The organism is Rhodomicrobium vannielii ATCC 17100, from assembly GCF_000166055.1.
GTDB classification, from domain to species: Bacteria; Pseudomonadota; Alphaproteobacteria; order Rhizobiales; family Rhodomicrobiaceae; genus Rhodomicrobium; species Rhodomicrobium vannielii.
This window is the reverse complement of record NC_014664.1, coordinates 602,370-628,782: the sequence shown is the minus strand read 5'-3', so window position 1 is coordinate 628,782 and position 26,413 is coordinate 602,370. Positions and strand designations below refer to the sequence as shown.

25 protein-coding genes are annotated in these 26,413 nt (G+C 63.6%); 9 read left to right on the top strand and 16 right to left on the bottom strand.

The features are described from left to right. The 7 genes from RVAN_RS02740 (at nucleotide 1) to RVAN_RS02715 (ending at nucleotide 6,666) form a co-directional block, all read left to right on the top strand. Nucleotides 1–888 carry an SDR family oxidoreductase gene (locus RVAN_RS02740; protein ID WP_013418238.1) on the top strand — a complete coding sequence of 296 codons (888 nt, stop codon included), beginning with the start codon at nucleotides 1–3 and terminating at the stop codon, nucleotides 886–888. Then, nucleotides 888–2,495: an acyl-CoA carboxylase subunit beta gene (locus tag RVAN_RS02735; RefSeq protein ID WP_013418237.1), complete on the top strand. Its 1,608-nt coding sequence runs from the start codon at nucleotides 888–890 to the stop codon at nucleotides 2,493–2,495. The genes RVAN_RS02740 and RVAN_RS02735 overlap by 1 nt, the downstream gene beginning before the upstream one ends. A gap of 128 nt (nucleotides 2,496–2,623) precedes the next feature. Then, nucleotides 2,624–2,782: a hypothetical protein gene (locus RVAN_RS20010; protein WP_013418236.1), complete on the top strand. Its 159-nt coding sequence runs from the start codon at nucleotides 2,624–2,626 to the stop codon at nucleotides 2,780–2,782. Nucleotides 2,783–2,883: 101 nt separating this feature from the next. Beyond that, nucleotides 2,884–4,173: a UDP-N-acetylglucosamine 1-carboxyvinyltransferase gene (gene murA / locus RVAN_RS02730; protein WP_013418235.1), complete on the top strand. Its 1,290-nt coding sequence runs from the start codon at nucleotides 2,884–2,886 to the stop codon at nucleotides 4,171–4,173. A gap of 30 nt (nucleotides 4,174–4,203) precedes the next feature. Continuing rightward, a complete protein-coding gene (locus tag RVAN_RS02725; protein ID WP_013418234.1) occupies nucleotides 4,204–4,710 on the top strand; it encodes a DUF2948 family protein in 507 nt (168 codons plus the stop codon). Nucleotides 4,711–4,859: 149 nt separating this feature from the next. Then, nucleotides 4,860–6,161, top strand: a complete 1,302-nt coding sequence (gene hisD, locus RVAN_RS02720) for a histidinol dehydrogenase (protein WP_013418233.1) — start codon at nucleotides 4,860–4,862, stop codon at nucleotides 6,159–6,161. 10 nt (nucleotides 6,162–6,171) lie between these two features. Further along, the gene (locus RVAN_RS02715) at nucleotides 6,172–6,666 is read left to right on the top strand and encodes a UPF0262 family protein (protein WP_013418232.1); all 495 of its coding nucleotides are present in this window, start codon (nucleotides 6,172–6,174) and stop codon (nucleotides 6,664–6,666) included. 378 nt (nucleotides 6,667–7,044) lie between these two features. Here RVAN_RS02715 and glnA read toward each other — a convergent pair whose 3' ends face one another. After that, nucleotides 7,045–8,454: a type I glutamate--ammonia ligase gene (gene glnA, locus RVAN_RS02710; RefSeq protein ID WP_013418231.1), complete on the bottom strand. Its 1,410-nt coding sequence runs from the start codon at nucleotides 8,452–8,454 to the stop codon at nucleotides 7,045–7,047. Nucleotides 8,455–8,559: 105 nt separating this feature from the next. Beyond that, entirely contained in the window at nucleotides 8,560–8,898 is a 339-nt protein-coding gene (locus RVAN_RS02705) for a P-II family nitrogen regulator (RefSeq protein WP_013418230.1), read from the bottom strand. A 397-nt stretch (nucleotides 8,899–9,295) separates the two neighbouring features. Between RVAN_RS02705 and RVAN_RS02700 the strand changes: the two genes are divergently transcribed. After that, complete coding sequence (locus RVAN_RS02700) at nucleotides 9,296–10,789, top strand: bifunctional ADP-dependent NAD(P)H-hydrate dehydratase/NAD(P)H-hydrate epimerase (RefSeq protein ID WP_013418228.1); 1,494 nt, start codon at nucleotides 9,296–9,298, stop codon at nucleotides 10,787–10,789. Between the two features lie 422 nt (nucleotides 10,790–11,211). On the opposite strand, the gene RVAN_RS02695 is transcribed toward RVAN_RS02700, so the two are convergent. The 10 genes from RVAN_RS02695 to RVAN_RS02650 form a co-directional block, all read right to left on the bottom strand. Next, nucleotides 11,212–12,120 (bottom strand): ROK family protein, encoded by a 909-nt coding sequence (locus RVAN_RS02695; RefSeq protein WP_013418227.1) that lies wholly within the window; start codon nucleotides 12,118–12,120, stop codon nucleotides 11,212–11,214. A gap of 29 nt (nucleotides 12,121–12,149) precedes the next feature. Further along, complete coding sequence (locus tag RVAN_RS02690; protein WP_013418226.1) at nucleotides 12,150–12,698, bottom strand: hypothetical protein; 549 nt, start codon at nucleotides 12,696–12,698, stop codon at nucleotides 12,150–12,152. A 177-nt stretch (nucleotides 12,699–12,875) separates the two neighbouring features. Next, nucleotides 12,876–13,538: a ligase-associated DNA damage response endonuclease PdeM gene (gene pdeM / locus RVAN_RS02685; RefSeq protein ID WP_049779189.1), complete on the bottom strand. Its 663-nt coding sequence runs from the start codon at nucleotides 13,536–13,538 to the stop codon at nucleotides 12,876–12,878. Nucleotides 13,539–13,642: 104 nt separating this feature from the next. Then, entirely contained in the window at nucleotides 13,643–14,572 is a 930-nt protein-coding gene (locus tag RVAN_RS02680; protein ID WP_013418224.1) for a 4-(cytidine 5'-diphospho)-2-C-methyl-D-erythritol kinase, read from the bottom strand. A 227-nt stretch (nucleotides 14,573–14,799) separates the two neighbouring features. Beyond that, nucleotides 14,800–16,623 carry a tetratricopeptide repeat protein gene (locus RVAN_RS02675; RefSeq protein ID WP_013418223.1) on the bottom strand — a complete coding sequence of 608 codons (1,824 nt, stop codon included), beginning with the start codon at nucleotides 16,621–16,623 and terminating at the stop codon, nucleotides 14,800–14,802. 213 nt (nucleotides 16,624–16,836) lie between these two features. After that, on the bottom strand, nucleotides 16,837–16,962 hold the full coding sequence (locus RVAN_RS20750; protein WP_013418222.1) for a hypothetical protein: 126 nt from the start codon (nucleotides 16,960–16,962) through the stop codon (nucleotides 16,837–16,839). 44 nt (nucleotides 16,963–17,006) lie between these two features. Further along, nucleotides 17,007–17,930, bottom strand: a complete 924-nt coding sequence (gene bchO, locus RVAN_RS02665; protein ID WP_013418221.1) for an alpha/beta fold hydrolase BchO — start codon at nucleotides 17,928–17,930, stop codon at nucleotides 17,007–17,009. Next, nucleotides 17,927–19,741, bottom strand: a complete 1,815-nt coding sequence (locus RVAN_RS02660; protein WP_013418220.1) for a magnesium chelatase subunit D — start codon at nucleotides 19,739–19,741, stop codon at nucleotides 17,927–17,929. The genes bchO and RVAN_RS02660 overlap by 4 nt, the downstream gene beginning before the upstream one ends. Then, complete coding sequence (gene bchI, locus RVAN_RS02655) at nucleotides 19,741–20,769, bottom strand: magnesium chelatase ATPase subunit I (protein WP_013418219.1); 1,029 nt, start codon at nucleotides 20,767–20,769, stop codon at nucleotides 19,741–19,743. Before bchI ends, RVAN_RS02660 begins: the two co-directional genes overlap by 1 nt. After that, the gene (locus tag RVAN_RS02650) at nucleotides 20,766–21,653 is read right to left on the bottom strand and encodes a YihY/virulence factor BrkB family protein (protein WP_169309505.1); all 888 of its coding nucleotides are present in this window, start codon (nucleotides 21,651–21,653) and stop codon (nucleotides 20,766–20,768) included. Before RVAN_RS02650 ends, bchI begins: the two co-directional genes overlap by 4 nt. 327 nt (nucleotides 21,654–21,980) lie before the next feature. On the opposite strand from RVAN_RS02650, the gene RVAN_RS02645 reads away from it, so the two are divergent. Further along, nucleotides 21,981–22,724 carry a phosphodiester glycosidase family protein gene (locus RVAN_RS02645; protein WP_013418217.1) on the top strand — a complete coding sequence of 248 codons (744 nt, stop codon included), beginning with the start codon at nucleotides 21,981–21,983 and terminating at the stop codon, nucleotides 22,722–22,724. A gap of 274 nt (nucleotides 22,725–22,998) precedes the next feature. Here RVAN_RS02645 and RVAN_RS02640 read toward each other — a convergent pair whose 3' ends face one another. From RVAN_RS02640 to RVAN_RS02620, 4 genes are all read right to left on the bottom strand, one after another. After that, entirely contained in the window at nucleotides 22,999–23,463 is a 465-nt protein-coding gene (locus RVAN_RS02640) for a PTS sugar transporter subunit IIA (RefSeq protein WP_037235595.1), read from the bottom strand. Between the two features lie 48 nt (nucleotides 23,464–23,511). Then, nucleotides 23,512–24,111 (bottom strand): ribosome hibernation-promoting factor, HPF/YfiA family, encoded by a 600-nt coding sequence (gene hpf, locus RVAN_RS02635; RefSeq protein WP_013418215.1) that lies wholly within the window; start codon nucleotides 24,109–24,111, stop codon nucleotides 23,512–23,514. A 203-nt stretch (nucleotides 24,112–24,314) separates the two neighbouring features. After that, a complete protein-coding gene (infC, locus tag RVAN_RS02630) occupies nucleotides 24,315–24,836 on the bottom strand; it encodes a translation initiation factor IF-3 (protein WP_013418214.1) in 522 nt (173 codons plus the stop codon). Between the two features lie 171 nt (nucleotides 24,837–25,007). Further along, nucleotides 25,008–26,264, bottom strand: coding sequence for a glycosyltransferase family 4 protein (locus RVAN_RS02620; protein WP_013418213.1), 1,257 nt, complete (start codon nucleotides 26,262–26,264; stop codon nucleotides 25,008–25,010). Between the last annotated feature and the right edge of the window lie 149 nt (nucleotides 26,265–26,413).

The following is a 26,413-nucleotide window of genomic DNA, read 5'->3' as shown; positions in this document are numbered from 1 at the left end:
ATGAGCGAGGCAGGCAGCTACCGCAGCATCTTCCGGCCCGGCCTGTTCGCCGGACAGGTGCACATCGTCACCGGCGGCGGCACCGGGATCGGGCGTTGCACCGCGCATGAACTGGCGAGCCTCGGCGCAACCGTGGTGCTTGTCGGCCGCAAGGAAGACCGCCTCGCCGCCACCGCCGCCGAGATCGCGGAAGACGGCGGCACAGCCTCGCACGCCGTCTGCGACATCCGCGACGAGGACGCCGTGAGGACGCTCGTCTCCGGCATCGTCGCGCGACACGGACGCATCCACGGGCTCGTCAATAACGCGGGCAGACAGTTCCCCGCGCCGCTCATGGCGATCCCGAAAAAGGGCTTCGACGCCGTTGTCGCGACAAACCTCACCGGCGGCTTTCTCATGATGCGCGAGGTGTTCACGCAATCGATGCGCGCGCACGGCGGCGCAATCGTGAACATGGCCGCAGACATGTGGAACGGAATGCCCGGCATGGGCCACTCAGGCGCGGCACGGGCGGGTATGGTGAACCTCACCAAGACGGCGGCGTTTGAGTGGGGCTTTGCCGGTGTGCGCGTAAATGCGGTCGCGCCCGGCTGGATCGCGTCGTCGGGCATGGACCGCTACGAAGGGCCGGTGAAGGCGCTCATACCAAAGCTCAAGGATCACGTGCCGCTGCGCCGTCTCGGCACCGAGGCGGAGGTGTCCGCGGCGATCTGCTTCCTGCTGTCGGAGGGCGCGGCGTTCATTAACGGCACCACGATCCAGATCGATGGCGGCGCGCCGCTCGGCAATCCGCTGTTCGACATGGGAACAAGTCCGCCCTCCCCCGAATTCAACGGCTTTCACCGCGCCGCGAAGCCGAAGGTGCTCGACTCGAAGGACGAAAGCTGATGCCGCCTTTTGCCTCGAAGATCGCGCCCGGCTCAGATGCCTTCAGGGCGAACGCGGCGGCGATGCTGGCGAAGGTGGAGGCGTTTCGCGCCGTTGAACGCGCCGTCATCGCCCATTCCGCGAAGGCCGCGGACAAGTTCGCCGCGCGCGGTCAGCTTCTGCCGCGAGAGCGCGTCACGCGCCTTCTCGACCCCGGCACGCCGTTCCTCGAACTGTCGACGCTCGCGGGTCTCGGCATGCATGACGACGACGGCGAGGCGCGTGCGATGGGTGGCGGCAGCGTCATCGGCATTGGCGTCGTGTCGGGCAAGCGCGTGCTGGTGTCGGCGAGCGACTCGGCGATCAAGGGCGGCACCGTTTCGCCCATGGGGCTGCGGAAGGCGCTGCGTGCGCAGGAGATCGCGCTCGAAAACAAGCTCCCGTTGATCTACCTCGTCGAGTCGGGCGGCGCGAACCTCCTCTATCAGGCCGAGATGTTCGTTGAGGGTGGGCGCAGCTTCGCCAATCAGGCGCGGCTTTCGGCGGCGGGCATTCCGCAAATCGCGGTCGTGCATGGCTCTTCGACGGCGGGTGGCGCCTATCTGCCGGGCCTCTCCGATTACGTGATCCTCGTGCGGGACCGCAGCAAGATATTCCTCGCCGGGCCGCCGCTGGTGAAGGCCGCCATCGGCGAAGACACCACGGACGAAGCGCTCGGCGGCACGAACCTGCATGCGAGCGTGACGGGCCTCGGCGAGTTCGTGGCGCGCGACGACGCTCACGCCATCCAGCTTGCGCGCGATCTTCTGGCGAAGCTCAAATGGGACCGCGCCCCCGCCCGCGCGAAGGCCGCCCCGCCGAAATACGATGCCGAAGAAATCCTCGGGCTGGTGCCCGTCTCCGAGCGCGAGCCTTACGACGTGCGCGAGATCATCGCGCGGCTCGTCGACGGCTCCGACTTCCTCGACTTCAAGCGCGACTACGGCGCGGAGATCGTCTGCGGCTTTGCGGCGATCAACGGCTTCGAGGTCGGCATCCTCGGCAACAACGGCGCGATCCAACCGGACGGCTCGACCAAGGCCGCGCAATTCATGCAAGCGTGCGACCAGACCGGCACGCCGCTCGTCTTTCTGCAAAACACGACGGGCTACATGGTCGGCAGCGCCGCCGAGCGCGGCGGCGCGATCAAGCACGGCTCGAAGATGATCCAGGCGGTGGCGAACGCGCGCGTGCCGAAATTCACGATCCTCGTCGGCGGCTCCTACGGCGCGGGCAATTACGGCATGTGCGGGCGCGGCTTCGATCCGCGCTTCATCTTTTCGTGGCCGAACGCGCGCGTTGCGGTGATGGGCGGAGCGCAGGCGGCGAAGGTGATGGAGATGATTACGCGCGCGAAGTTCGAGAAGGCGGGCGGCGTGAACGAGCCGGTGCTGAAGCAGATGGCGCAGGCGATCGAGGCCCAACTCGACCGCGAATCGACCGCGCTTTATGCGACCGCGCGCCTGTGGGACGACGGGATCATCGATCCCTGCGACACGCGCGCCGTGCTTTCGCTGTGCCTCTCGCTCGCCGCCGAAGCCGACGCGCGCAAGCTTCACCCGAACGCCTTCGGGGTTGCGCGGCTTTAAAGGCCGAACGGTAAGGAAAAGACTCTGATATGTTAGCGGTATGTTAGCGCTGCATCGCTGTTGAGCTATCGATCTAGGATTTTGTTAGAAATCGCGCGCCTATCATCATAACTGGATTGCAAGAGGACATGGCTAAGGAGAAAGATCCGGCTGGCGCGCAGCTTGCCGCGAAGACTTCGCGCGACGAGGACAAGAAAAAGCGCCTCGCCGCCGCGCTTCGTCGCAATATCGCCCGGCGAAAAGACACGAAACAGACCGATTCCGGCGGCAACCCCGATACCCATTAGGGGCTTTCCGCACTTGCGGGGCGCGCGGCGCTCGTCTAGCGTGCCGCGCTTACGCCGCTTTTTCCGGGCAATCGGCACCATCAATTCAACCGGCGGGCATCATGGATAGAATTCGCATAGTCGGCGGACGTCACCTGAACGGCACTATCCCGATCAGCGGCGCGAAGAACGCGGCGTTGCCGCTGATGATCGCGAGCCTGCTCACGCCGGAGACGGTCACGCTGAAGAACGTGCCGAACCTCGCCGATGTGAGCCTTCTCATCCGCATCCTGCGCAATCACGGCACCGACGCGGCCTTCGACGGCAAGCGCGCGAACGGCCATGTCCATCAGGGCGATACGATCCATTTCACCGCGCGCGACATCGTGGACACCACCGCACCCTACGACCTTGTGCGCCGCATGCGCGCGAGCTTCTGGGTGCTAGGGCCGCTGCTCGCTCGCGAAGGCAAGGCGCGCGTCTCGCTTCCGGGCGGCTGCGCCATTGGCACGCGCCCCGTGGACCTGCATCTGACCGGCCTTCAGGCGCTTGGCGCGGACATCAAGCTCGACGGCGGCTATGTGGTTGCGAGCGCGCCGGGCGGCCTCAAGGGCGGCGTCGTGCGCTTTCCGAAGATCTCGGTCGGCGCGACGCATAACGTGCTGATGGCGGCGACATTGGCCAAAGGCGAGGTCGTGATCGAAAACGCGGCCTGCGAGCCGGAGGTGGTCGATGTCGCGGCCTGCCTTTCCAAGATGGGCGCCAAGATCGAAGGCGCGGGCACGCCAACCATTCACATTCAGGGCGTGGACGAACTCGAAGGCGCGACCCACACGGTGCTCCCCGACCGGATCGAGACCGGCACCTACGCCATGGCCGTGGCGGCCGCCGGCGGCGATGTCACGCTCGAAGGCGCGCGCGGCGATCTGCTGCCGGGCGTGCTCGACCTGCTTCGCAATGCGGGCGTCGAGATCGCCGAAACGAATCGCGGCATCCGCGTGACGCGCAACGGCGCAGCACTGCGCCCCGTGACCGTCGAGACGGAGCCCTTCCCCGGCTTCCCGACCGACCTTCAGGCGCAGCTCATGGCGCTGATGTGCCGGGCGGACGGCATCTCCGAAATCCGCGAAACGATTTTCGAGAACCGCTTCATGCACGTATCCGAATTGACGCGCCTTGGCGCGGACATCGAGGTGAAGGGCGACATGGCCCGCGTGAAGGGCGTGCCGAGGCTGCACGGCGCGGAAGTGATGGCGACGGATCTTCGCGCGTCGGTTTCGCTCGTGATTGCAGGTCTGATGGCCGAAGGCGAGACGATGGTGAACCGCGTCTATCACCTCGATCGCGGCTTTGAACGCCTGGAAGAGAAACTTGGGTCTTGCGGAGCGGAGATCGAACGCCTTCATTCATGAGTGAAATTTCACTCAACGAGGCTTCGTGTCATGGGCTCTTTCCCCAAAGCTCCCCTCAAGCTCATCGCCCTCGACGAAGACGATCTGAAAGTCATCTCCGCCCATCTTCAGGATGCGGTGATCCGCATGGCGGACATGGCCTACGTGCCATCGGAACACCGTTTCGCGGCGATCCTGAACCGCTTCGACTGGTTGTCCGCCGTGGAAGGGGAAGGCGATCCCGCCGCGCTCCATCGCTGCCGGTGCGCGCTTCGCTTCGAACGCGTCAAACGCGCGCAGGTACTGAACATTCGCCCCGGCGAGACAACGGATTTTGCCGAGCTCCTCGCGGTAACCTACGAAGAATCCGAGCCGCCGGGCGGATTTATCACGCTCTACTTCGCGGGGGGTGGCGCGCTCCGCCTCCATGTCGAGTGCATCGAGGCGGAAATGCGCGACCTTGGCGCGGCGTGGAAAACCGCTATAAAGCCAGAGCATGCCTTGGGCGATGCAGAGCCGGGATCACCCGCCGCCGAACTTGTGCGGGATTCAAGCTAGGCGGGCGCATCCGGCGGGAGCCGCCGGGCGCCTCGGTTCGTTTCAAGGCTTGGTCGCAGCTTCGCCTCACGGCGGACAAACGGCATCGATAACAACATCGTGAGCGTCGGCACAAGCGGACGGCGCTCGAAAGAGACGGGACGACTTTCTTGACACTCTACTTGCGTTCGACGGAGCCTGATTTTCAGCAGCGGTTCGATGCTCTTGTGCATGGACGGCGCGACCAGCCGCATGATGTGCAGGACGCGGTTCGCTCCATGATCGCCGCCGTGCGCGAGCGTGGCGACGCTGCACTCATCGAGTTTACCGAGCGCTTCGACCATGTGGACCTCGCCGAAACCGGCCTCGCCATCGCGCCGGAAGAGCTTGAGGCGGCGTGGAACGGCCTTGCGCCCGATCTCAAGGCTGCGCTTCAGACCGCCTACGAGCGCATCGAGAAGCATCACCGCCGCCAGATCCCCGCCGACGACCGCTACGCCGACGCCATCGGCGCGGAGCTTGGCCATCGCTGGACGCCGCTGGACTCCGTGGGCCTCTACGTTCCGGGCGGCAAGGCGAGCTATCCGAGTTCGGTTTTAATGAATGCCGTGCCCGCGAAGGTGGCGGGCGTGCCGCGCCTCGTCATGGTGGTGCCGACGCCGAAGGGCGAGGTGAATCCCGCCGTGCTCGCCGCTGCCCATCTTGCGGGCATCCGCGAAGTGTACCGTATCGGCGGCGCGCAGGCCGTGGCGGCGTTGGCGTACGGCACCGAGACAATCAAGCCCGTCGTCAAGATCGTCGGCCCCGGCAATGCCTGGGTGGCGGAAGCCAAGCGACAGGTGTTCGGCGTCGTTGGCATCGACATGATCGCCGGGCCGTCCGAGGTGGTGGCCGTTGCAGACGCCAGGGCCGATCCGGTCTGGCTCGCGGCCGATCTGCTCGCGCAAGCCGAGCACGACGAAGCCGCGCAATCGATCCTCATCACGGATTCGCCCGCCCTCGCCGAGGCGACCGCCAAGGCCGTCGACGCGCAGCTTGCCATTATGCCGCGCGGCGCGATCGCCGCCAAAAGCTGGGCCGACCATGGCGCGGTGCTGCTTGTATCCGACCTCGCGAAGGAAGCGCCGGCCCTCGTGAACGCGCTCGCGCCGGAGCATCTGGAGCTTGCCTGCGACGAAGCGGAAGCCATGCTGCCCGCGATTCGCAACGCGGGCGCGATCTTCATCGGCCATTTCACGCCGGAAGCGGTGGGCGACTACGTGGGCGGGTCGAACCATGTGCTGCCAACATCGCGCGCGGCGCGGTTCTCCTCAGGGCTCGGCGTGCTCGACTACATGAAGCGCACGTCGCTCCTGAAGCTCAGCCGGGCAAGTCTTGCCGTTCTGGCGGCTCCCACGATGACACTCGCCGAGGCGGAGGGCCTGTTCGGCCATCGCCAGTCGGTCGCGGTCAGAACAAACGGATCGGATTGAGGCGCACGCCATGCCGGAGCGAACTGAGGTAGACCCTTCGGCGCGGCTGATCGAAGTCAACATCGACGAGGCTTCGATGGGCGCGAACGCGCTCGAAGTCGAGCATGAGCGCCGGGTCGCGATCTTCGACCTGCTGGAAGAGAACGCCTTCGAGCTGATCGCTGGACCGGCGGGCCCGTACAAGCTCGACATCGCGATGATCGAGCAGAAGCTCGTCCTCGCGGTGCGGACGAACGGAGCCGCCGAAGCCGACGCAACCTTCATCCTGTCGCTGAACCCGTTCCGCAGGGTGGTTAAAGACTACTTCCTTATTTGCGAGAGCTATTTCGAGGCAATCAAGACCGCGCCGCCGAGCCGCATCGAGGCGCTCGACATGGCACGGCGCGCGCTCCATGACGACGGCAGCCAGCTCCTTCAGGAGCGGCTTGAAGGCAAGGTCCGGATGGACACGGCGACGTCACGGCGGCTGTTCACGCTGCTGTGCGCGCTGCACTGGCGCGGCTGAAGGCGCCATCGTCGCGCTTTCGCCACGCCGATCACTACGCCCCCGTGAACTCCGCCGACGCCACGACCGTGTGTCGTGCCAAACTATCTGCCGCGAGGCCGCGCCGATCAGCGGCGGCGTGGAATGGGCGAATTATCCGCCCCAAGCGGAACCGATACCGTGAATATTCGAACACCGGACGAAGAGTCGTGGTTCTCGTCGGCATGAGGCCGCCGCGATGCGCGGCCCTTGCAGATGCCGCACGCGTGAAGCCTCCGCCGAGCGTCAACTTCGCCGCCACCAAAAGACGCTGCGAAATCGACCCAACAAAAAAGGCCGGGATAGCTCCCGGCCTTCATGTTCTGCGGCTGCGATGCGAGGCACCGCGGGATCAAGCCCTTAGGCCGAGTAATACATCTCGAACTCGATCGGGTGCGGCATCATGCGGAAGCGGTCGATTTCCTCAACCTTCAGCGCGATGTACGCATCGATCTGGTCGTCCGTGAAGACGCCGCCTTCCTTGAGGAAGGTGCGGTCTGCGTCGAGCGAGTCGATGGCTTCCTGGAGCGAACCGCAAACCGTCGGGATTTCGCGGAGTTCCGCTTCCGGCAGGTCGTACAGGTTCTTGTCCATCGGCTGGCCGGGATGGATGCGGTTCTTGATGCCGTCGAGGCCGGCCATCAGCATCGCGGAGAACGCGAGGTAGGGGTTCGCCGTCGGATCGGGGAAGCGGACTTCGACGCGCTTGCCCTTCGGGCTCGACACGACCGGGATACGGCAGGAGGCCGAACGGTTGCGCGAGGAATAAGCGCGAAGCACCGGCGCTTCATAGCCCGGGACGAGACGCTTGTAGGAGTTCGTCGACGGGTTGGTGAAAGCGTTCAGCGCCTTTGCGTGCTTCAGGATACCGCCGATGTAGAACAGGCAGGTTTCCGAAAGGTCGGCATATTCGCTACCTGCGAACACCGGCTCGGAGCCCTTCCAGATCGACTGATGGACGTGCATGCCCGAACCGTTGTCGCCGAAGACCGGCTTCGGCATGAAGGTGGCCGTCTTGCCGTAGGACTGGGCGACGTTGTGGGTCACGTACTTGTAGATCTGCATCGCGTCTGCGGTCGTGGTCAGCGTGCCGAACTTGATACCGAGTTCGTGCTGGGCGGCCGCAACTTCGTGGTGGTGCTTCTCGGTCTTGACGCCCATGGCAGCCATCGTCGAGAGCATCTCGGAGCGGATGTCCTGAGCGCTGTCGACCGGCGGCACCGGGAAGTAGCCGCCCTTCGTGCGCGGACGATGGCCGAGATTGCCCATCTCGTACTCGGTGCCCATGTTGGAAGGCAGCTCGGACGAGTCGAGGCGATAACCGCAATTGTACGGGTCGGCCGAGAAACGAACGTCGTCGAAGATGAAGAATTCAGCTTCCGGACCGAAATAAGCCGTATCGCCGATGCCGGTCTGCTTCAGATAAGCCTCGGCCTTGCGAGCGATGCCGCGCGGGTCGCGCTCATAGCGCTCGCCGGTGGCCGGCTCAAGAATGTCGCAGAAGATCGCGAGGGTGGACTGCGCGAAGAACGGATCGAGGTGAGCCGTCTCGGGGTCCGGCATCAGCGTCATGTCGCTTTCGTTGATCGCCTTCCAGCCGGCGATCGAGGAACCGTCGAACATGATGCCTTCGGCGAAGGCATCCTCGCCCATCTCGCTCGTTTCCATGGTCACGTGCTGCAATTTGCCGCGCGGATCGGTAAAGCGGAGATCGACGAAACGGATGTCTTCGTCCTTCAGTTTCTTAACAACTTCGCTAGCGTTAGCCATGTAACTCCCTCGTCCTGTTAGCCGTGAGGTGATGTTCAGCGCGTGAGCGCCGGATGGAATGGTGTGGGTTCGGATATTATTGGTTTGATGAGGCAGGTCAGCAGGCTAAATCGCCTCAGTACCAGTTTCACCCGTGCGGATGCGGATCGCGTCTTCAACATTGAGAATAAAGATCTTTCCGTCGCCGATGCGCCCGGTTCTCGCGCTGTTCTTGATCGCTTCGCAGGCTTTTTCCACCATGTCTTCGGGAAGCACAATCTCAATTTTCACTTTGGGCAGAAAATCGACAACATATTCAGCGCCGCGATAAAGCTCCGTATGACCCTTCTGACGCCCAAAGCCCTTGGCTTCCGTCACGGTAATACCCTGCAGGCCGATTTCCTGAAGCGCCTCTTTAACTTCATCGAGTTTGAAAGGCTTTATGACCGCCTCAATTTTTTTCATGACGGATCGATTCCTCCGAACGGGGCGAAAATCACTGTCTCGCGACGCAAGCATAGCCCGTGCCAAACACCTTCACTCTTTGACAACAAAGGTTAAGGCCCACGAAACGAAACCACTCTGCCAAAAAAGAAGGCGCATTGCTCGAAAATTACGCAGAGGAGCAAAAATGTTCCGCGCGGCAATGCACCGCGCGACGCCCGGGGCGTCTCCCCGGCAGGGCGCGAACGCGCGCGGCCGCGTGGGGCCATCGATCTCACGGCGAAAGTGGAAAGTCGGAGTTTACCAGCAGCGCTCGACGCGCATCGCTTTTCTTTCGCCATGTGCAAATTTTCGCTACATTCGCCGCACAAGTCCCTCTAATGGTATCGTGTAAAACCCCGCACTACGCAGGCTCGCCTTGCTTGAACTTCTGACCTCCGAAGAAATGGCCCGCGCCGAGCAACTTGCCGCCGAGGCCGGAACGTCCACGCTCACCATGATGGAGAACGCGGGCCGCGCGGTCGCGGAGGAGGTGGTGCGCCGCTATCCCCGTGGCAGCCGCGTCACGGTGCTGTGTGGACCGGGCAACAATGGCGGCGACGGGTTCGTCTGCGCGCGATACCTGCGCGAGCGCGGCTATCAGGTGCGTCTCGCCCTCCTCGGCAAGCAGGAGGAACTGCACCGCGATCCCAAGGAAATGGCGCGGCGCTGGGATGAGGCCATCGAACCCTTGTCGCTCCAGTCGCTCGAAGGCGCGCAGATCATTGTCGATGCGATTTTCGGCACGGGCTTGCGCGACGACATCGGCGGCGCTGTGGCGCAGATCATCGAGGAAGTGACCGCGCGCAAGCTGCCGGTGGTCTCCGTTGACGTGCCGACCGGCATCGACGCGACGCGCGGCAACGTGCGAGGTCTCGCCTTCAAGGCGGCGGCGACGATCACCTTCTTCCGACGCAAGACCGGGCATGTGCTGCTGCCTGGCCGCCTTTATTGCGGCGACGTTCGCGCCGTCGAGATCGGCATCCCCGCGACGGTGCTGGCCGACATAGCGCCACGGACCTTCGCGAACGACCCCGATTTCTGGCTGCGTTATTATCCTAAGCTACGCCTCGAAGGACACAAATACGATCGCGGACATGCGATCGTCGTCTCCGGCCCTATGGAGAGCACGGGCGCGGCGCGGCTTGCGGCGCGCGCGGCGCTGCGCTCCGGTGCGGGCCTCGTCAGCGTGGCCACGTCGAAAGCCGCCTTCTACATCAACGCCGCGCAACTCACCGCAATCATGGTCGCCCCCTTCGACGGTGCGGCTGGTCTCTCCGACTATTTGTCCGACCCTCGCATCCGCGCGACGCTGATCGGTCCCGGCGCGGGCCGCGATCCCGAAGTGAAAGATCTCGTCCTGAGCGTGCTGGCGAGCGACGCAGTCGCCGTCCTCGACGCGGAGGGCATCACGGCATTCGAAGACGCGCCCGCCGAGCTTTTCGACCAGATCCGGGCACGCCCGGCGCCGACGATCATGACACCGCACGAGGGCGAATTCCTCAAGGTTTTCCCGGAGCTCGAAAACGAGGTGTCGAAGCTTGAACGGGCGCGCCGCGCAGCTGAGCTATCCGGCGCCGTCATCATCCTGAAGGGCGCGGATACCGTGGTTGCCGCCCCTGACGGGCTGGCCGCGATCAGCGAAAACGCACCGCCATGGCTTGCCACTGCGGGCTCGGGCGACGTACTCGCGGGCCTCGTCACCGGCCTTCTCGCACAGGGCATGGCTGCCTTCGACGCGGCCTCGGCGGCGGTGTGGATCCACGGCGAGCTCGCGACGACCTACGGTCCCGGGCTCATCGCGGAGGATCTGACGGAAGTCCTTCCGGCCGTGCTGCAACGCCTCGACAAGCGCGGCAAGATTTTTTCCTGACCGCTTGCACTGGCGACGTCAGCCGCGCGCCACGTCTCGCCCGATATGCCACCGGCGGCCTGGTTTGCAGCACGCGACTTCATGTTTGCCACCCTCTCCACCGATCCAACCGCAAGCGTCGCCGCGCCCCCTGCAATTCTTGCGTGCCGACGCCACGTTGCCGCACCAGACGTGAGGTCAACAACCTTGTGCAAAAAGGCTTGATGCGCTGTGCGCTTCCGACAAATCACCTTTTCCATCTGTAACCGGAATGCAACAAATCGCGCAAACATAGCTGCCTATGCCAAATTTCATCCGAATAGGTGATGCAACCAACGGAACAGCGCGTTATCACTCCGGCATAATTGGTTTGTAAGCACCAATCTGTAATAACTTCACGTTTTGCAGTGATACTGCTCGGGTAACTCAGGAATTATATGGAGTTACCCGAGTATTATTAGGCGTGCAGCGCCCCGGACGCCGCTCGAGTCGCCCCAGCGGTTCTTTAGCAGCTGTGTTGCGAAACTGTCGGAAAAAGCCCAATCGGGCAACCGATGCGCGGCTCCGGTAATGACCGCATCGATGTTGGAGACCCCGCCACCGAACACGATGACGTCGGGATCGAGAATATTGACAACCGAAGCGAGCGCCTTCGCCAGCCTCCGCGAATAGGTTTCGAGCGCCGCAATGGCCGCCGCTTCGCCCGCCTCTGCTCGCACGGAAATGGTCTTCGCCTTGACGGTTTCCCCCGAAAGCGCGGCATACTGGCGCTGGAGCGCCGGACCGCTGAGGAAGGTTTCGATACAGCCGCGCTTGCCGCAATAGCAAGGCTCGCCCGGCCATTCGTCCGCGTCGGGCCAAGGGAGCGCGTTGTGCCCCCACTCGCCACCCAGCGCGTTCAACCCCAGATGCGAGCGCCCCTCGATCACGATGCCGCCGCCGACGCCCGTGCCTATTATCACGCCGAAAACGGTGCGATAGCCCGCGCCTGCCCCATCAGCCGCCTCGGACAGCGCAAAACAGTTCGCGTCGTTTTCGACGACGCAACGCCAAGGCAGACGCGCCTGCAGATCGCGATGCAGCGGCTTCCCGTTCAGCCATGTGGAATTGGCATTGCGAACGAGGCCGGTTGCGGGCGAAAGGCTGCCCGGGATGCCGACACCAACGCCCGCGATGTCCGACGGCGGCAGACCATCGACGCAGCGCGCGACGAGCGCCGCAATCGCATCGAGCGTGGCTTCGTAATCCCCGCGCGGCGTCGCCATTCGCAGGCGCGCCCGCTCCTCGCCATCGGACGATAGCGCAAGCGCCTCGATCTTCGTCCCCCCGAGATCCACTCCAACTCGCCACATGACAAGCCCCTACGGCAACTCGTGGTCGCCTACCTCGCGATGCTCGCGGCCGCGATGACCTTCTTCGTATCGGCGATCGTTTCGAGCACCTGCTGCGAGCCGTTGCGCGTGCCAACCACCGTCTTGCTCGCCGGGTTATGCAGGCCGGGAATCGCGCCCGTGATGTCGGTCACCTTGTTCGCGACGAGGTAGACCGTGTCGCCATTGGGCGCCGTGAATTTGGTCAGCGGCAGTTTCTTGCTCACTTCAGCAACAAGCGCATCGAATGAGGCGGCGATGAACATGCGGTTGTTACCAAAATCCACGATGGACGAACCGTTCGGCTCGTCGGACGCAAACGAACGCCTGAGCCGCCAAATGTCTGAGTAGAGCACCGTCTGCGGGCCGCCCTCGCGCAGATTGACGGTCATGCTCTCCACCCCGATCGCCTTGATCTTGCCGGGATAGCTGCGACCGAGGATGTTGGTCGGGCCACGCATCGGCTGGCCAAAGCCTTGTGCCAACGCAGAGTGCGGCATCGGCGTCGTCCCGGCGACCGCCGCCAGAGAAGCGAGCCAGAACGCGAAGCGAAGTCTCATCCGTCCCCCTCGATCCGTCCGCGCTGAGGCGGCTGGAATTGCAGTTTACTCTTGATGTCAACGGAAAACCGCTTCCGACCGTAAAGAACCTGTCCTGAATCGCCTGCGCTGAAAAGCGCATTTCTACAGCTCTCGGCGAGCGAGTCGGCGCGCCTCCCCAAAACGACGGCTCCGCGCTCACGCCACGCGCCAGACTTTTCCGCCATGCAGCATGAACAGGCGCGGCTCATTTCTGTGTAGCGCGCGCAGAACTGGTGCCGAGCAGGATAACCCGCCAGTGTAGGCGCCAAACGCTGGCAGAATCATCAGATCGTCGGAGACGCAGAAGCACGGCCCCGAAAAGCCGTAGCCGCCGCCCTTGAGACGCGCCTTCGGATGGAAATGCCCAACGATTTCGGGCGCGCCGCGCTCCGGCTTGTGCTCCTCGCCCGGCTCGTGGCGGAGCACAACGCCGTCGAGGCGAAGTTCCGGCAGTCGTGCGCCTTCGCAGAAGTCCGGCGCATGCGGGTCATGGTTGCCGCCGATCCAGATCCACTCCTCCGCCAGCGCGCAGAGCGAGGCCAGCGCCGCGCGGTCCGCCTCAGCCATGCGTGAGCCCGCCGCGCCATCGTGAAAGCTATCGCCGAGGCAAATGACGCACCGGGGGCGCCATGCCTCCACCGCGCGCCGAAGCCGGGCAAGCGTGTCGTGGCTGTCGAGCGCGGGCACGAGGCGACCACGCGCAGCCGCGCCCGAGCCTTTTTCGAGGTGGAGGTCGGAAACGATCAGCATGGCATGATCCGGCAGATACGCAGCGCCGGAGCCGTCGAGGACGACCGCAAGCCCGGCGAAGCGAATCAAGACCGATGACCGTCCTGCTCCGCCAGCCGCGCTCTCGGGAAATGCGTGACGGTCATCCACTGGCGTTCTGATCTGTCGGCCTCGCAACGTCACCGGCAACGCGCTTACGCCAGAATTGTCGCCGCGACCCACCAGTTCGGGTGAGCCGCCGCCAGCGCACCAGCCGCCGCCTTCGCCTTTTCCGCCGTAGCGAACACACCGAAGCAGGTCGGACCGCTGCCGGACAGGCGCGAGAGCACACAGCCGTCGAGCGCGCGGACGGTGTCGAGCACCCGCGCGACCTGCGGCTCCAGCGCGATCGCCGGGCCTTCGAGGTCGTTGCGGCCATGGGCGAGGCACGCGGCCGCGCTTTCGGGCGAATCCCAATCCGTCGATACCGAGAACGGCGCGTTTTCCGCACCCGGCTCAAGCGGCTTGGCCGCGAGTGTGCGGAACACGTCGGCCGTGGATAGCTTGATGCGCGGATTGACGAGGATCGCGGGCAGCGGCGCGAGACGCGTCACCGGCGTGATGCGTTCGCCCAAGCCGCACATCCACGCCGCGCGACCATAAAGGCACACGGGCACGTCCGCGCCGATTTCTTTGCTCGCTTCGATGAACTCATGGGCTTTGCGATTCTCGCCGTAGATCGCAACGAGCGCGCGTATTGTCGCGGCCGCGTCCGACGATCCGCCGCCGAGGCCCGCCGCGACGGGGATGTTCTTGCGCAGCCGGAAATGGCCGTGAATGTCCATGTCGAACCATTCAGCGACTGCGCGCTTGGCCTTCAGGATGAGGTTGTCGCCTTCGAGAAGCGGCGCGAACGCGCCGTCGATCTCCAGACGGTCGTCGATATCCGGGCTGAATTCCAGCTCGTCGGCCACGTCGTTTGCGAACACAACGAGGCTTTCAAGCTCGTGGTAGCCGTCCGGGCGCTTGCCCTTGACGTGAAGTGTCAAGTTGACCTTGGCGCGGGCGCGCTCGCGGATCGTCACGGGCCAGGTATCCTCATGGGCGGTAGCCTGGATGATGTCGGCTTCGGAAGAGTGAGTCATGGCAACCTTGGCTTACTCTGCGGATGTCGTGGGCTTCAGCGACTGCGTGCGAGTCGTGCGATGGCGATTTCATGCGCTGCGCGACTGCCCGCAACGCCCAACGTCTCGGAAGCGCCGCTGCTGGACCGCTCGACACAACGCTGGCATTCCATGTCTAAGCGGCCTCGCAGCGATTGTCGACTCCGGCGAACGCGAGGCGCACCGTGCCGCATCCGAGGCTTTTCGCCTTATGGGTTTGCCGTGGCCTGCGGTTGCGGCTCGGACGCGACTGCGGGGACCGCCTCCGGCTGCGTCTGCAACTCGGCGTGCGGGCCTGCTTCGTCGGGAAGCCCGGCTTCGAGCTTCTTCTTGATCTTGACCACGTCATCCGGCTCCGGATTGAGGCTTAAGGCCTGCGTCCACTGGAACTTCGCTTCGAGCTTGCGCCCAAGCCGCCAGTAAACATCGCCGAGATGATCGTTCAGCGTCGGGTCTTCGGGCCGAAGCTCCACCGCCTTGTCAAGATGCTTCACGGCCTGCACGTAGTCCTTCTGGATATAGTAGCCCCAGCCAAGACTATCGATGATGTAGCCGTCGTTCGGCTTCAGGCGGACCGCCTTCTTGATAAGGTCGAACGCCTCGGGAATGTTGATGTTCTGGTCGAGCCAGGAATAGCCGAGGTAGTTGAGCACTGCGCCCTGCTCGGGATCGAGATCGAGCGCCCGCTTGAAATCGGCCTCCGCCTTGGCCCATTGCTTGGTGCGCTCATAGGCGATGCCGCGCTGATAGAACAGCGTCCAGTGGCGCTTTTCCGGCTCGTCGACCAGCTCGATCACGCGCGTGTAATAGGGGATCGCTGCGTCGTAGCGCTTCGCGGCGCTGTCGATGGAAGCGAGCGTCTGAAGAACGGACTCTTCCTTCGGGTGCTTTTCGGAAAGCGCCGTCAGCAGAGCCGTCGCTTCGTCCGTCTTTTGCAAAGCGTTGAGATAGAGCGCCTTGCGAACCTGCGCGTTCAGCCGGAACGGCGACGTCTCGCGGATCGCATCGAGAACCGACACGGCCTTATGGTACTGTTCGAGATTGCCGTAGATTTCAGCCAGTTCAAGCTTCGCGATGTCCGAGGCCGGGTTGAGATAGAGCGCGAGGCGAAGATAGATTTGCGCGGCATCGACGCCATTGTTTGACGCCAGCACCTGCCCGATGCCAAGGAATGTTTCGGCAAGCCCCTCATCCACGGTCGAAACCATGAGCTTCGGCGTCTTGCCGGCCTTCAGGTCCGCCATCAGCGCCGACCCGAGCGGCGTATCCTCGGCGCCGCTTTCCTTCAGCACGGCGAGGGCCTGCTGCTTGTCACCCCACACCGCGAGGTGGCGGGCATAGCCCTCCGCGATGCGCATGTTCGTCGGCTTCTTCTCGTAAACCGCCTTATAGGCTTCGGTCGCCGCCGCCTTCTTCTTTGCCACATCCGCGACGAAGGCGCGCTGCACGGTTTCGAAATGGGTGGCCCAAGCCGCCTTGCTCGGCTCGGACAGCGTCGCGATGGCCTGGTCGGACTGGCCCTGCGCCACCGCGACCCAGGCGCGGGCGAGCTTCATCGTCGGCTCTTCGGGTGATGTCCCTTTCGCGGCCAGGCGGAAATATTCGTCGGCTTTCGCGTAATCCTTGCGCTTGAACGCGTCGAGGCCAAGGAAATCGTAGGCGATGGCGGCCTCGCCCGGACGCTTGATGAGCCGCAGCGCGAGTGTCTTGGCCGATGCGAACGCGCCCGACGCCAGTTCGAGCTGGAACGCATCGTCAAGGATATCGGAATTCGCCGGGTCTTTCTGGAGCGCGCGCCGGTAGTACAGCGCCGCGTTTTCGCTGTCGCGGGCGGACCGCGCCACATGCCCCGCCAGATAGCTTCCGAGGAGCGAATTGCTGCCAAAGCTCTCGGACCGGACCGGGGCCTTGCTCTGGTTCGGCGCCGCGCGCGCATCGGCCGGGTATGCCAGCAGAATGGCGAGGCAGGCAGCCACCAACGCACGAGACGTATTGCGTAGCGAGATGCGGCGAACGAAATCCGATGTCAGCATGTCAGATGCCTGCAATGTCGTGTCCTGGCGTTTTGGCTATGAGCGGCTTCGTCGGTTTGGCGGGCTCGATCTGGCCGATTTGGGACAAGGTTTCTCAATGGGTGTCGAAACGCAACGCTCGAAGCATGACTTTTCGATGAGCGGCTCCGAGGTCGAGCGTCAAAATCGGTTTATAATGAGACGGAATAACGGCACCGCGCGCGGTCCATAGCGCTATTCGCCCTTCGGCGGCGGCTTTTCCTCACGGGATTTTCGCAACGCCCGCCGCGTCTTGATGAGTTCATAGACTGCGAAGGCGAGAACTCCGAGTACCAGAAGAAGCTCCGCTTCCACGCCCATGGGTCGCCTCCTTCAGGTCGGATGATTCGCGAATCGTGCACCCGCTATTCTGCGGCGGGTTGCGGTTCTGCCGGGTATTCGTCCTTCGCGAGTATTCCGTATCTTTCGGCTTCGGCAAAGACGATATCGACGACTTCCTGCGGCTTTTCCTCGTGGGCGAGATGGCCCATGTGCCGCAGGAGGATGACCTTCGAGCCGGGGACCATGTTGTAAACCTTGAACGCAACCTGGCTCGGCACGGCCTTGTCTTCGGTGCAGGCGATGAGCGTCAGCTTCGTCTTGAGTTTCGGCAGGTCGTTCGACAGGGATTGCAGATCCCAGTTCGCCATCATGCCGAGCGCGGATGCAATGTGCGTCGAGTTTCCGAGAAGAAGTCCATACTGGGCAAGTCCCTCCGCATCAAGATGAGAGCCGGTGCCTTCGATCAGCCTGCGGACGGTGACCTTGTCGCGGGCCTTCCAGGCGAAATAGCCGGGCACGAAAGGGTTCAGGAACAGCGCGCGCGCGATCATGGGAAAGAGTTGCGAGGCGATGCCGGGGAACGGAAGGAAGGCGCCGTTCAGGCTGATGATCGCCTGTGCGCCGAGCTTGCCGTCGAGCGCCATGCGGCACAGGATCGCCGAGCCCGCGGAGTGGCCGATGGCGAGGTCGGGCTTGACGTGAAGCGTGCCGAGCAAGGTCGCGATGGCCTGCGCCATGTGCGGCAGCGTGAGCAGCGACGAGGTGCGCGGCGCTTCCGTGAAGCCGTGGCCGGGCAGGTCCGGCGCGATCACGCGGAAGCGCCGTGCGAGGATCGGCATGAAATGCCGCCACGAATGCGTGGAAGCCCCCGTCCCGTGCAGCAGAAGCACGGTCGGCCCGCTACCCATTTCCTGCACATGCCAGCGCAGCCCGCCGGCGGACACAAATCGACTCGCGGCACGGTTCGGCCAGTGAAGGCCGTCCCGTTCCCATTTTAACGCTGTCATCCCTTAGCAGCCATTTTCGCAGCCTTCGATATCGCGGCCGCGTTCGCGTAGGGCATCGGCACGTAGCGTGCCGCCATCTCCTGCGCAAGCTTCTCAGCCTGCACCTGCGGCCTCGGAGATGTATCTACCAAGATCGTGGCGATACCCTCCGCGCGCAAGCGCCGACCGGCTGTGTTCGCGTCATTTTGAGCGCGTTCGCGGCCCGGCTTCCCGTCTGCCGCGATATTGGCTTTCCCGTCGGTTAAGAACACGACGAGGGGCGAGATGCCTCGACGGCGGATGTTGAGCGCCAGCGCGCCAGCCGCATCGATGCCCGAGGCGAGCGGTGTACCGCCGCCGCCCGCGAGCGCCGCGAGGCTTTTCTTGGCGCGCGTCAGCGACCGAGTCGGCGGCAGGAGAATTTCCGCCCGCGTGCCACGAAAGGCGACGAGCGCCACCTGATCGCGGCGGATGTAGCATTCGGCGAGCAGAAGCTCGACCGCGCCCTTCGTCTCGGCGAGGCGCTGCATGGCGGCGGAGCCGGAGGCGTCGACAGCGAAGATCGTGGCGGTCTGCGAGCGCGCCTTCAGCCGCTTGATGCGGAAGTCGTCGCTTCGGACCTCGATCCTGTCGAGGCGTCCACCGGCGCCGATCGCCTTATCGAGCATCGATTTGCGAATTTTCTGCCACGGTGCTGCGGCCCGCAGCGTTTCGAGCAGGCTCAACGGCGATCCGGGCTTGGGCATGCCACGGCGCACGCCAGCCGGACGGCCGCGCGCGGCATTCGTGCGTTCGGCCCCGGCCTTGCCCATGGGCGCGGATGGCGGCACGCGAAACGGCTTCGCGGCGGCCTTCACCAGCATTTCCTTCGGCATTGCGGCAGCGGCTGCCGCAATGATCATGTCGGTAAGCGCCTTGTCGTCCTCGGGGGCGGTTTCGTTCTCGCCGCTCTCGCCACCGCCCTTGCCGTCCTCTTCCTTGTCGTCCTGCGGCTCCGGCGGAGGTGGCTCGGGCGGAGCCTGATCTTCCATCGGCTCGGGCATGCGCGTCGCGCGAGGGGCGAGCACGAACATTGCGGCAAGCCCTGCGTCTTCCTCGTTGGCTTCGTCGCGGCCCGCAAGCGCCGCCGAAGCGCGAGCGGCACGGACGGCAAAAACCGGCGCGCGAAGCGTCTGGATGCCGAACGACACGGCGGCCGATACAAGCCCCGCGATGATGTTATCGGGCACGACGACCTTCGGCAGACGCGCCTGCGCCGCCTCGATCTCTTCGAGCGTCGTATCGGACAGGCCGACATCGCGCCACGTCACGTCGGTAAGGTCGATGCGAAGGCCGAGGCGCTCCAGAAGCGCGGCGGGTGGCGTTTCGTCGTCGCCAGACTCGCTCTCGTCGAGCGCGATCACGCCGAAGCGCGCGGGATGCATCAGCGAAGCCGCCTCGCGCTCCACATGCACCGCGCCCGCGTCGATCACGAGGCCGAGCCGCGAGGCTAGCCCCGACTCCATGCGCTCGGCCGATGGGATGACGAGGAAGCCGCGATCCATTTCAGCGAGAAGGCCGCGCTCGGCGACCGGCTTGCCACGCGCGAGCGTCGCCGCGAGGTCCAAGCCGCCGAACAACCGCTCGTCCGCCGCGTAGAGCGGCAGCTTGCGGAACGGCGCCCAGCCCGGCACGATGCTTCTCAGGAAGTCCATCCAGCTGTCGCGCACCGGCCCGTATTTCGAGGCGACGGCGATACCGCCAAGCCCCACCGGGTCGACGGCGAACAGGGAAGCCGCCATGACGGCTTCTTCCCACAGCGAGCGTTCTTCCGCCTCGCCGCCGCCGTTCATCATGCGCTGAACGCTTTCTCAAGCGCCATATCGACGCGCACCGACGAACCCGCCTCGTCGAGCGGATCGCGGCGCAGGCGATGGCGCAGGGCGGGCGGCGCGATGGATATGAGATGCTTTTGCGTCACGGTTTCCGCGCCCTCATACGCGGCGAGCGCGCGGGCGGCACGCATCAGCGTAAGTTCGCCGCGAAGCCCGTCGGTGCCGAGAGCGAGGCAGAGCTTGGCCGAATCTTCGAGGATCGAATCCGGCACGGCGATGAGGTTGACGCGGGCGCGCGCGGTCGCCACCTTGCGGCGGAGCTTGCGGTTTTCACCGCGCCACGCGGCCGCGAAGCCGTGCGGATCACGCTCGAAGCCGTCGCGGCGGCGGACGACCTCGATGCGCGATGCCAGATCCTGCGGCGTACGCACCTCAACCGAAAGGCCGAAGCGGTCGAGAAGCTGCGGGCGAAGCTCGCCCTCTTCCGGGTTACCGGAACCGATAAGCACGAAGCGCGCGGGATGGCGCAGGCTCATGCCCTCGCGCTCGACGACGTTCTCGCCGGAAGCCGCCACGTCGAGCAGCAGGTCCACGAGGAAGTCTTCGAGGAGGTTCACTTCGTCGATATAGAGGAAGCCGCGATTAGCGCGGGCCAGAAGCCCCGTCTCGAATGCTTTCTCGCCGCGCGTCAGTGCCTTTTCGAGGTCGAGCGCGCCCACGACGCGATCTTCCGTCGCACCGAGCGGCAGGTCGACCACCGGCACGCGGATGAAGCGCGCGACGAGCTTCTCGCCTTCGCGCAGCTTCTCGCGGCATTCCTCGCACAGGTTGGACCCGTCGGGGTCGCAGTTGAAGCGGCAATCGCGCACGGCGCGAACCGGGGGAAGCAGTGCGGCAAGCGCCCGAACCGTGGTCGACTTGCCGGTTCCGCGATCACCGAAAGCCAGGACGCCGCCAATCGATGGATCGATAGCGGAGATGATCAAGGCAAGCTTGAGCTCGTCTTGTCCTACGATGGCGGAAAAAGGATAAACTGGGCGGGTCATTGGCGTTCTTCTAGCGCGGTCTGAATTTGCATGTCCAGTTCTGCTCCCATGAGTGCGGCAAAAGCTGTCAGCCAGAGCCAGTAGAGCAGAATAACAACGGCTCCGAACGAGCCGTAGATCCGGTCGTATGAATTAAACGCAGACACGTACCATGAAAAGCCCGTTGATGCCGCAAGCCAGAGCGCTGTTGCCGCAAGCGAACCAAGCGAAACCCATCGCCAATGCGCGTCTTTCCGATCCGGTCCGTACCGATACACCACCGCGAGGCTCAACGCCACGATAATGGCAAGCGCCGGCCATCGCGCATAATGCAGCACCGCGTTGGTGAATTCCGAAATGCCGACGAGGCGGAAGATGCCGGGAACCGCCGCGACCACGAGGATATTGAAGGCGAGCACGGCGAGCGCGCCGAGCGTGAACAGGATCGCGAGGCTGTTCGTATGCGCAAAACTTCGCGTCTCGGTTCGTCTGTAGACGCCGTTGAGCGCACTCATCAGCGCATAGACACCAAGCCGGGCGTTGATAAAGGCAAGGCCGAGCGAGATCATCGTGGCGAGAGAAAGCGATGTCGTATTCTGGCGGACGAGCACCTCGACTTGCGCGTTGATCGCCTCCCACGCTTCCGTCGGCAGCACGTCCTTCAGCGTGAGCAGAAAATTCTGCACCTGCCCCGTCTCCGCTAGCAGCCCGAAAACCGCGACGAAGAACACGAGGCCCGGGAAAATCGCGAGCAGCGCATAGAACGCGACACCGGCCGCCAGCAGGCTGATATTGTCCGCCGCGATCGACTTCCACACGCGCACCAGCACGTGAAGCGGCGTGTACCGCTTCCGCTGCCTGGCGAATGCAAGTTTGGCGGCTCTGGCCCGGACATTGAACGACAAGGCGGCATTCCTCAGGGAGTCGCTGAAATTCGCATTCGAGCGGTTACGAAACGATGATTGGCCGAATGCGCGCCGTCTCGCAATCGGAAGCTTGCGCGCGCGAGCACGGACTTGACCCTGCGCCTGGCTGTTCCCATAGTCCGGCATAGTCCCGCTCCGCCCGCCGAAAGCGCATCCCGTCGCTGCCGGCGAGATGCCCAAAGCCGATATCGTGGTCGGACAAGCCAAGGTTTTGTGCCCGTAGCCCGCCCGCCTCAAGAAACGCCTCGGAGTAAATCTCCGCATCGAATCAATCTTCGTTTCCTAGTGAACAGAATGAGAAAGATCATGCTCCGCGCTACTGCTTTCATCGCGATGGCGGCGTTCTGTGGCTCAAGTGAAGCAGCGGCGCAAACGTGCAAGCCGTACGCTTTCGAGGGCAACGGCTATACGTTGTGCGAGGCTTCGCTGGACCGCTTCGCGGTCAGGCTGTTCTGGCAGAAGCCTGACGGCGGCCCCTATACCTATCTCAGCGCGCTGCCCAAAACCGACGAGCGCGGCGGGCGGCTCGCCTTCGCCCTTAATGGCGGCATGTTCCACCCGGACTACAAGCCCGTCGGCCTCCATGTCGAGAACGGCCGCGAACTCGTGCGCGCCAACACGCGGCCTGGCCCCGGGAATTTCCACCTCAGGCCGAACGGCATTTTTTATTTTGGGGAAGCTGAAGCTGGGGTGATGGAGACTGGCGCCTTCCTCAAGAAGAAGCCGAAGGCGAATTTTGCGACGCAATCGGGGCCTATGCTGGTGATCGACGGCAAATTGCATCCGCGAATCGCGAAGGCAAACGTCTCTGCGAAACCGCGCGACGGCGTCTGCGTTCGCGGCGACAAGAGCGTCGTTTTCGCGATCTCGGACGGCGGCGTTCCGTTCGACACATTCATGCGGCTGTTCCGCGATGGGCTGAAATGCAGGAACGCGCTGTTTCTCGACGGCGGCACCGCGCCCGCACTGTTCGTGCCCGGCACGCGCAGCGGCAATGTGCTGTTCGGGCTTGGACCGATGATCGCCGTTTATGAGAAGCCGCGGCCTTAAGGCAGCTTGGCGCGACACGCCGCCATTCGAGAACATGTCGCGCCAGCAACGACTCGCAGCGCTTAGATTGCGGACCAATTTCGGTTGGGGTCGAGTTCTCTGCGTCGAATCGCATCGGATCGCAGGGTGATCCGGCGTTGGCTTACATCTGCGAAATCGCAGCCTGTTGCTCGGCGCATGGACGCTTGCTTGAACCGCAAAAAATAACGGCCGGAGAAAACCGGCCGCAAACACTTGCCATCGAAAGGATAAGGCGGCGCGGAGGCCCGTCCGCCTAAGCGGCGTGCGACGCGGCCTTCTCGGTGAGCACCGCATAGATCGCGGCCCGGTCGCGGCAAGCACGCAGCTTATCCACGGATTTCTGGTCGCGCAGCAGACGCGACACGCGCGCCAGTGCTTTCAGATGATCCGCGCCAGCACTTTCCGGCGCAAGAAGCAGCATGATGATGTCGACGGGCTCCTCGTCGATCGAATCGAAATCGAGCGGCTCTTCAAGGCGGGCGAATACGCCGACGCTCGCCTTGATGGTGGTCAATTTGCCGTGCGGGATCGCAATGCCGGAGCCGACGCCGGTCGAACCGAGCCGCTCACGCTGGATCAGGATGTTGAAGATCTCGACGCTGTTCAGCCCTGTCAGATCGGCCGCGCGTTCGGACAGAATTTTAAGCGCCTGCTTCTTGTTCGCTGCCTTGAGAGACGGGATCACGCCGTAGGGCGTTATCAGGTCACTCAAATCCATATCGTGTCCCACGCGTAATCCTCCATATGCTGCCCGCATCAAGCACCATTACGATTTCGCGCTTGTGACAGCGCCGCCGGTGTCAATCCATCCGATGTTGCCGTCAGCGCGCCGATAAACGACGTTGATTCCGCCGTGCGCAGCGTTGCGAAACACAAGAAAAGATTTGTCGGCAAGATCCAGTTGCATCACCGCGTCGCTGACCGAGAGCGCCTTGACCTGCACCGGGCTCTCCGCGATCACCGCGGGCGCACCGTCCCCGTCATGCGTATCGGCGGACTCGTCCGCGCTTTCCACATCGATGATATAGTCGACACCCGCGCTTTCAAATTGCAGCGCGGCTGCGTCGCCCTGGCCATGGTCATCAATCCGGCGCTTGTAACGGCGTAACCGTTTTTCCAGGCGCTCCATGGCGGAATCCACACTGGCATAGCCATCCACACCGGTGCCGGTCGACTGAAGGTCGAGGCCACTCTCAAGGTGAATCGCGCAATGCGAGAAGAATCCGTCGGTGTTTTTCTCAACGCTGATTTGCCCTGAAACCGAGCGCCCCGAGTATTTATCAAGCGCGGACTCGACCCGATTGAGAGCGTATTCGCGGAGACTTTCTCCGAGATCGATATTTTTGCCGGTTACTTTGATTGTCATTTCAGTATTTTTGTGTTGCACCGTTCTGGATTCAGTCGCCGGTCACCCACCCACCATAATATAGGATCAGGCGAATATTGGGCAACAGGTAAAAAACTATTTCAACACGGGGAAAACATGCGCGCGTTCGCGCAAAAAATCAACCGGGCAAAGAACCCGGCATCCGCAACTTGCGGCGCATCTCCAGCCGTGCCGATTCAGCGTTATCTAGGTGCGAGCACCATGATCATCTGACGGCCTTCGAGTCGCGGCTCCAGCTCGACCTTGGCGATGGCGGTCGTTTCCTCTTTCACCTGGAGCAAAAGCTGCATGCCGATGTCTTGGTGAGCCATTTCACGGCCGCGGAAACGAAGCGTCACTTTGACCTTGTCGCCTTCCTCGAAGAACTTTTTGATCGACCGCATCTTCACATTGTAGTCGTTCGTGTCGATGTTCGGCCGAAGCTTGATTTCCTTGACCTCGACTGTTTTCTGCTTCTTGCGCGCTTCGGCTGCTTTCTTCTGCGCCTGAAACTTGTACTTGCCGAAATCCATGATCTTGGTGACGGGGACTTCCCCGTTCACTGCGATCTCGACGAGATCGAGACCGGCTTCCTGGGCTTTCGCAAGCGCGTCGCGCTTCGAAACTGTTCCGTGATTTTCGCCAGCTTCGTCGATCAATTGGACGTCGCGAGCGATGATGCCTTCGTTAATGCGCGGCCCTTCTTTAACGGGGGCGCCTCTCATGGGACGGCGTATCGGACTCTCCTGTCGTAGTTTATGAAAACGGCAATTTGGCCGTGCTCGAACCGAGCACGCGCCCATAAAATGAGGATAAAAAACCGCCTAGACAAGTCAAGCGCCATATTGATGCATAAGAATTTAGCGGCGCGTTTTCGGGCCCTCGCCTGGCGGTTTTCAGCGTGAAGCGGCATTAGCGAAATTCGCTGCGAGCTGCGTCCCGATGAGTCGATCATAGACCGCAAGCGTCTGATGCTGAAGGGCGCGCTTCGAAAAAGACGTGCGCGCCCGCTCCATGGCGTGCTGACGGAATGCGTCGAGCACAGCCGCGTCGAGCGCAAGCGCGGCCGAAATTGAATCGCACAAAGCCTGGGGATTGCCGGGTTCGAAAAGCCACGGTCTTTGCCCGGCTGCTGGCACCGGCTCGGAAAAGCCGTCTGCCCCTGCGTTGGCGAGAATGCCGGGCTCAGGCGCGATCGTCTCGGGAAGGGCACCGATGTTCGACGCGATCACCGGGCAACCCATCGCCTGCGACTCGACCGACACGCGGCCAAACGCCTCCGCCTCGATCGACGCGATGACCGTCAGCCACGAAGCCTTGAAGGCGGCGGGCATGTCGTCGCAATGCCCCGCGATGATGACGCGATCGGCAAGGCCCCGCGCTTCGACGAGGGCCGCCAGTTCCGCGCGGTAGGGCGTGCGGCCCTGATCGTCGCCGACGAGCACAAAAACGAGATCGCCATCGCGGTTGCGCGCGCTGAGCAGGGCGGCTGCCTCAACCAGCACGCGCTGCCCCTTCCACCGGGTGAGTCGCGCGGGCATGAGGACGATTCGTTTGCCGGGCGGCACACCCCACGCTTCGCGAAGCGCGCGGACGCGCTCAGGCGAGATCAGCGCGGGGTCGAACCGCTCCACATCGAGACCGCGATAGATAACGCCAACGCGATCCGTCGCCTTCGGGTGACGTTCGCGCACGATGCGCGCGGTATATTCGGAGTTGCAGATCACGGCGTCGCCTTTGGCCATGACGCCATTATAGAACGCCTTGACCCGGCCCGTCTGGTTATAGATGCCGTGATAGGTCGTCACGAAGGTGCGCTTGGCCCGCCGCGCCGCGATCCACGCGCTCCAGGCAGGCGCACGGCTTCTGGCGTGGACTAGGCTCACGCCGCGCTCGCGGACAAGCCGCGCGATCCGCATCGCGTTGGCGAGTACAAGCGCCGGGTTCTTCGTCGCAGCGGACATGCGGATAAGCTCGCCGCCGACAGCCGCAAGCTCGTCTTCGAGGCGCCCGCCTTCGGATATCACAAGCGCCTTGCCGCCGCCCATTGTCACCGCTTCGGCGATCTCGATGGCGGTACGCTCCGCGCCGCCCGTGGAAAGCTCGGGGACAACCTGAAGAATGACCGGCCAAGGGCTTCGTTTGAGCATCATCGCCCCAAAATATCACACTATACGGCGAGGGGTCGCGGACAAAGGGCGAACGGACCTCACTCTTCTGCTCGGTCTCATGGGAGAAGCATAAGATGAACAGCGGAAAACTGCAATTGCTCCCCGTTCCGGCAGCGGACGGCTCTACAAGC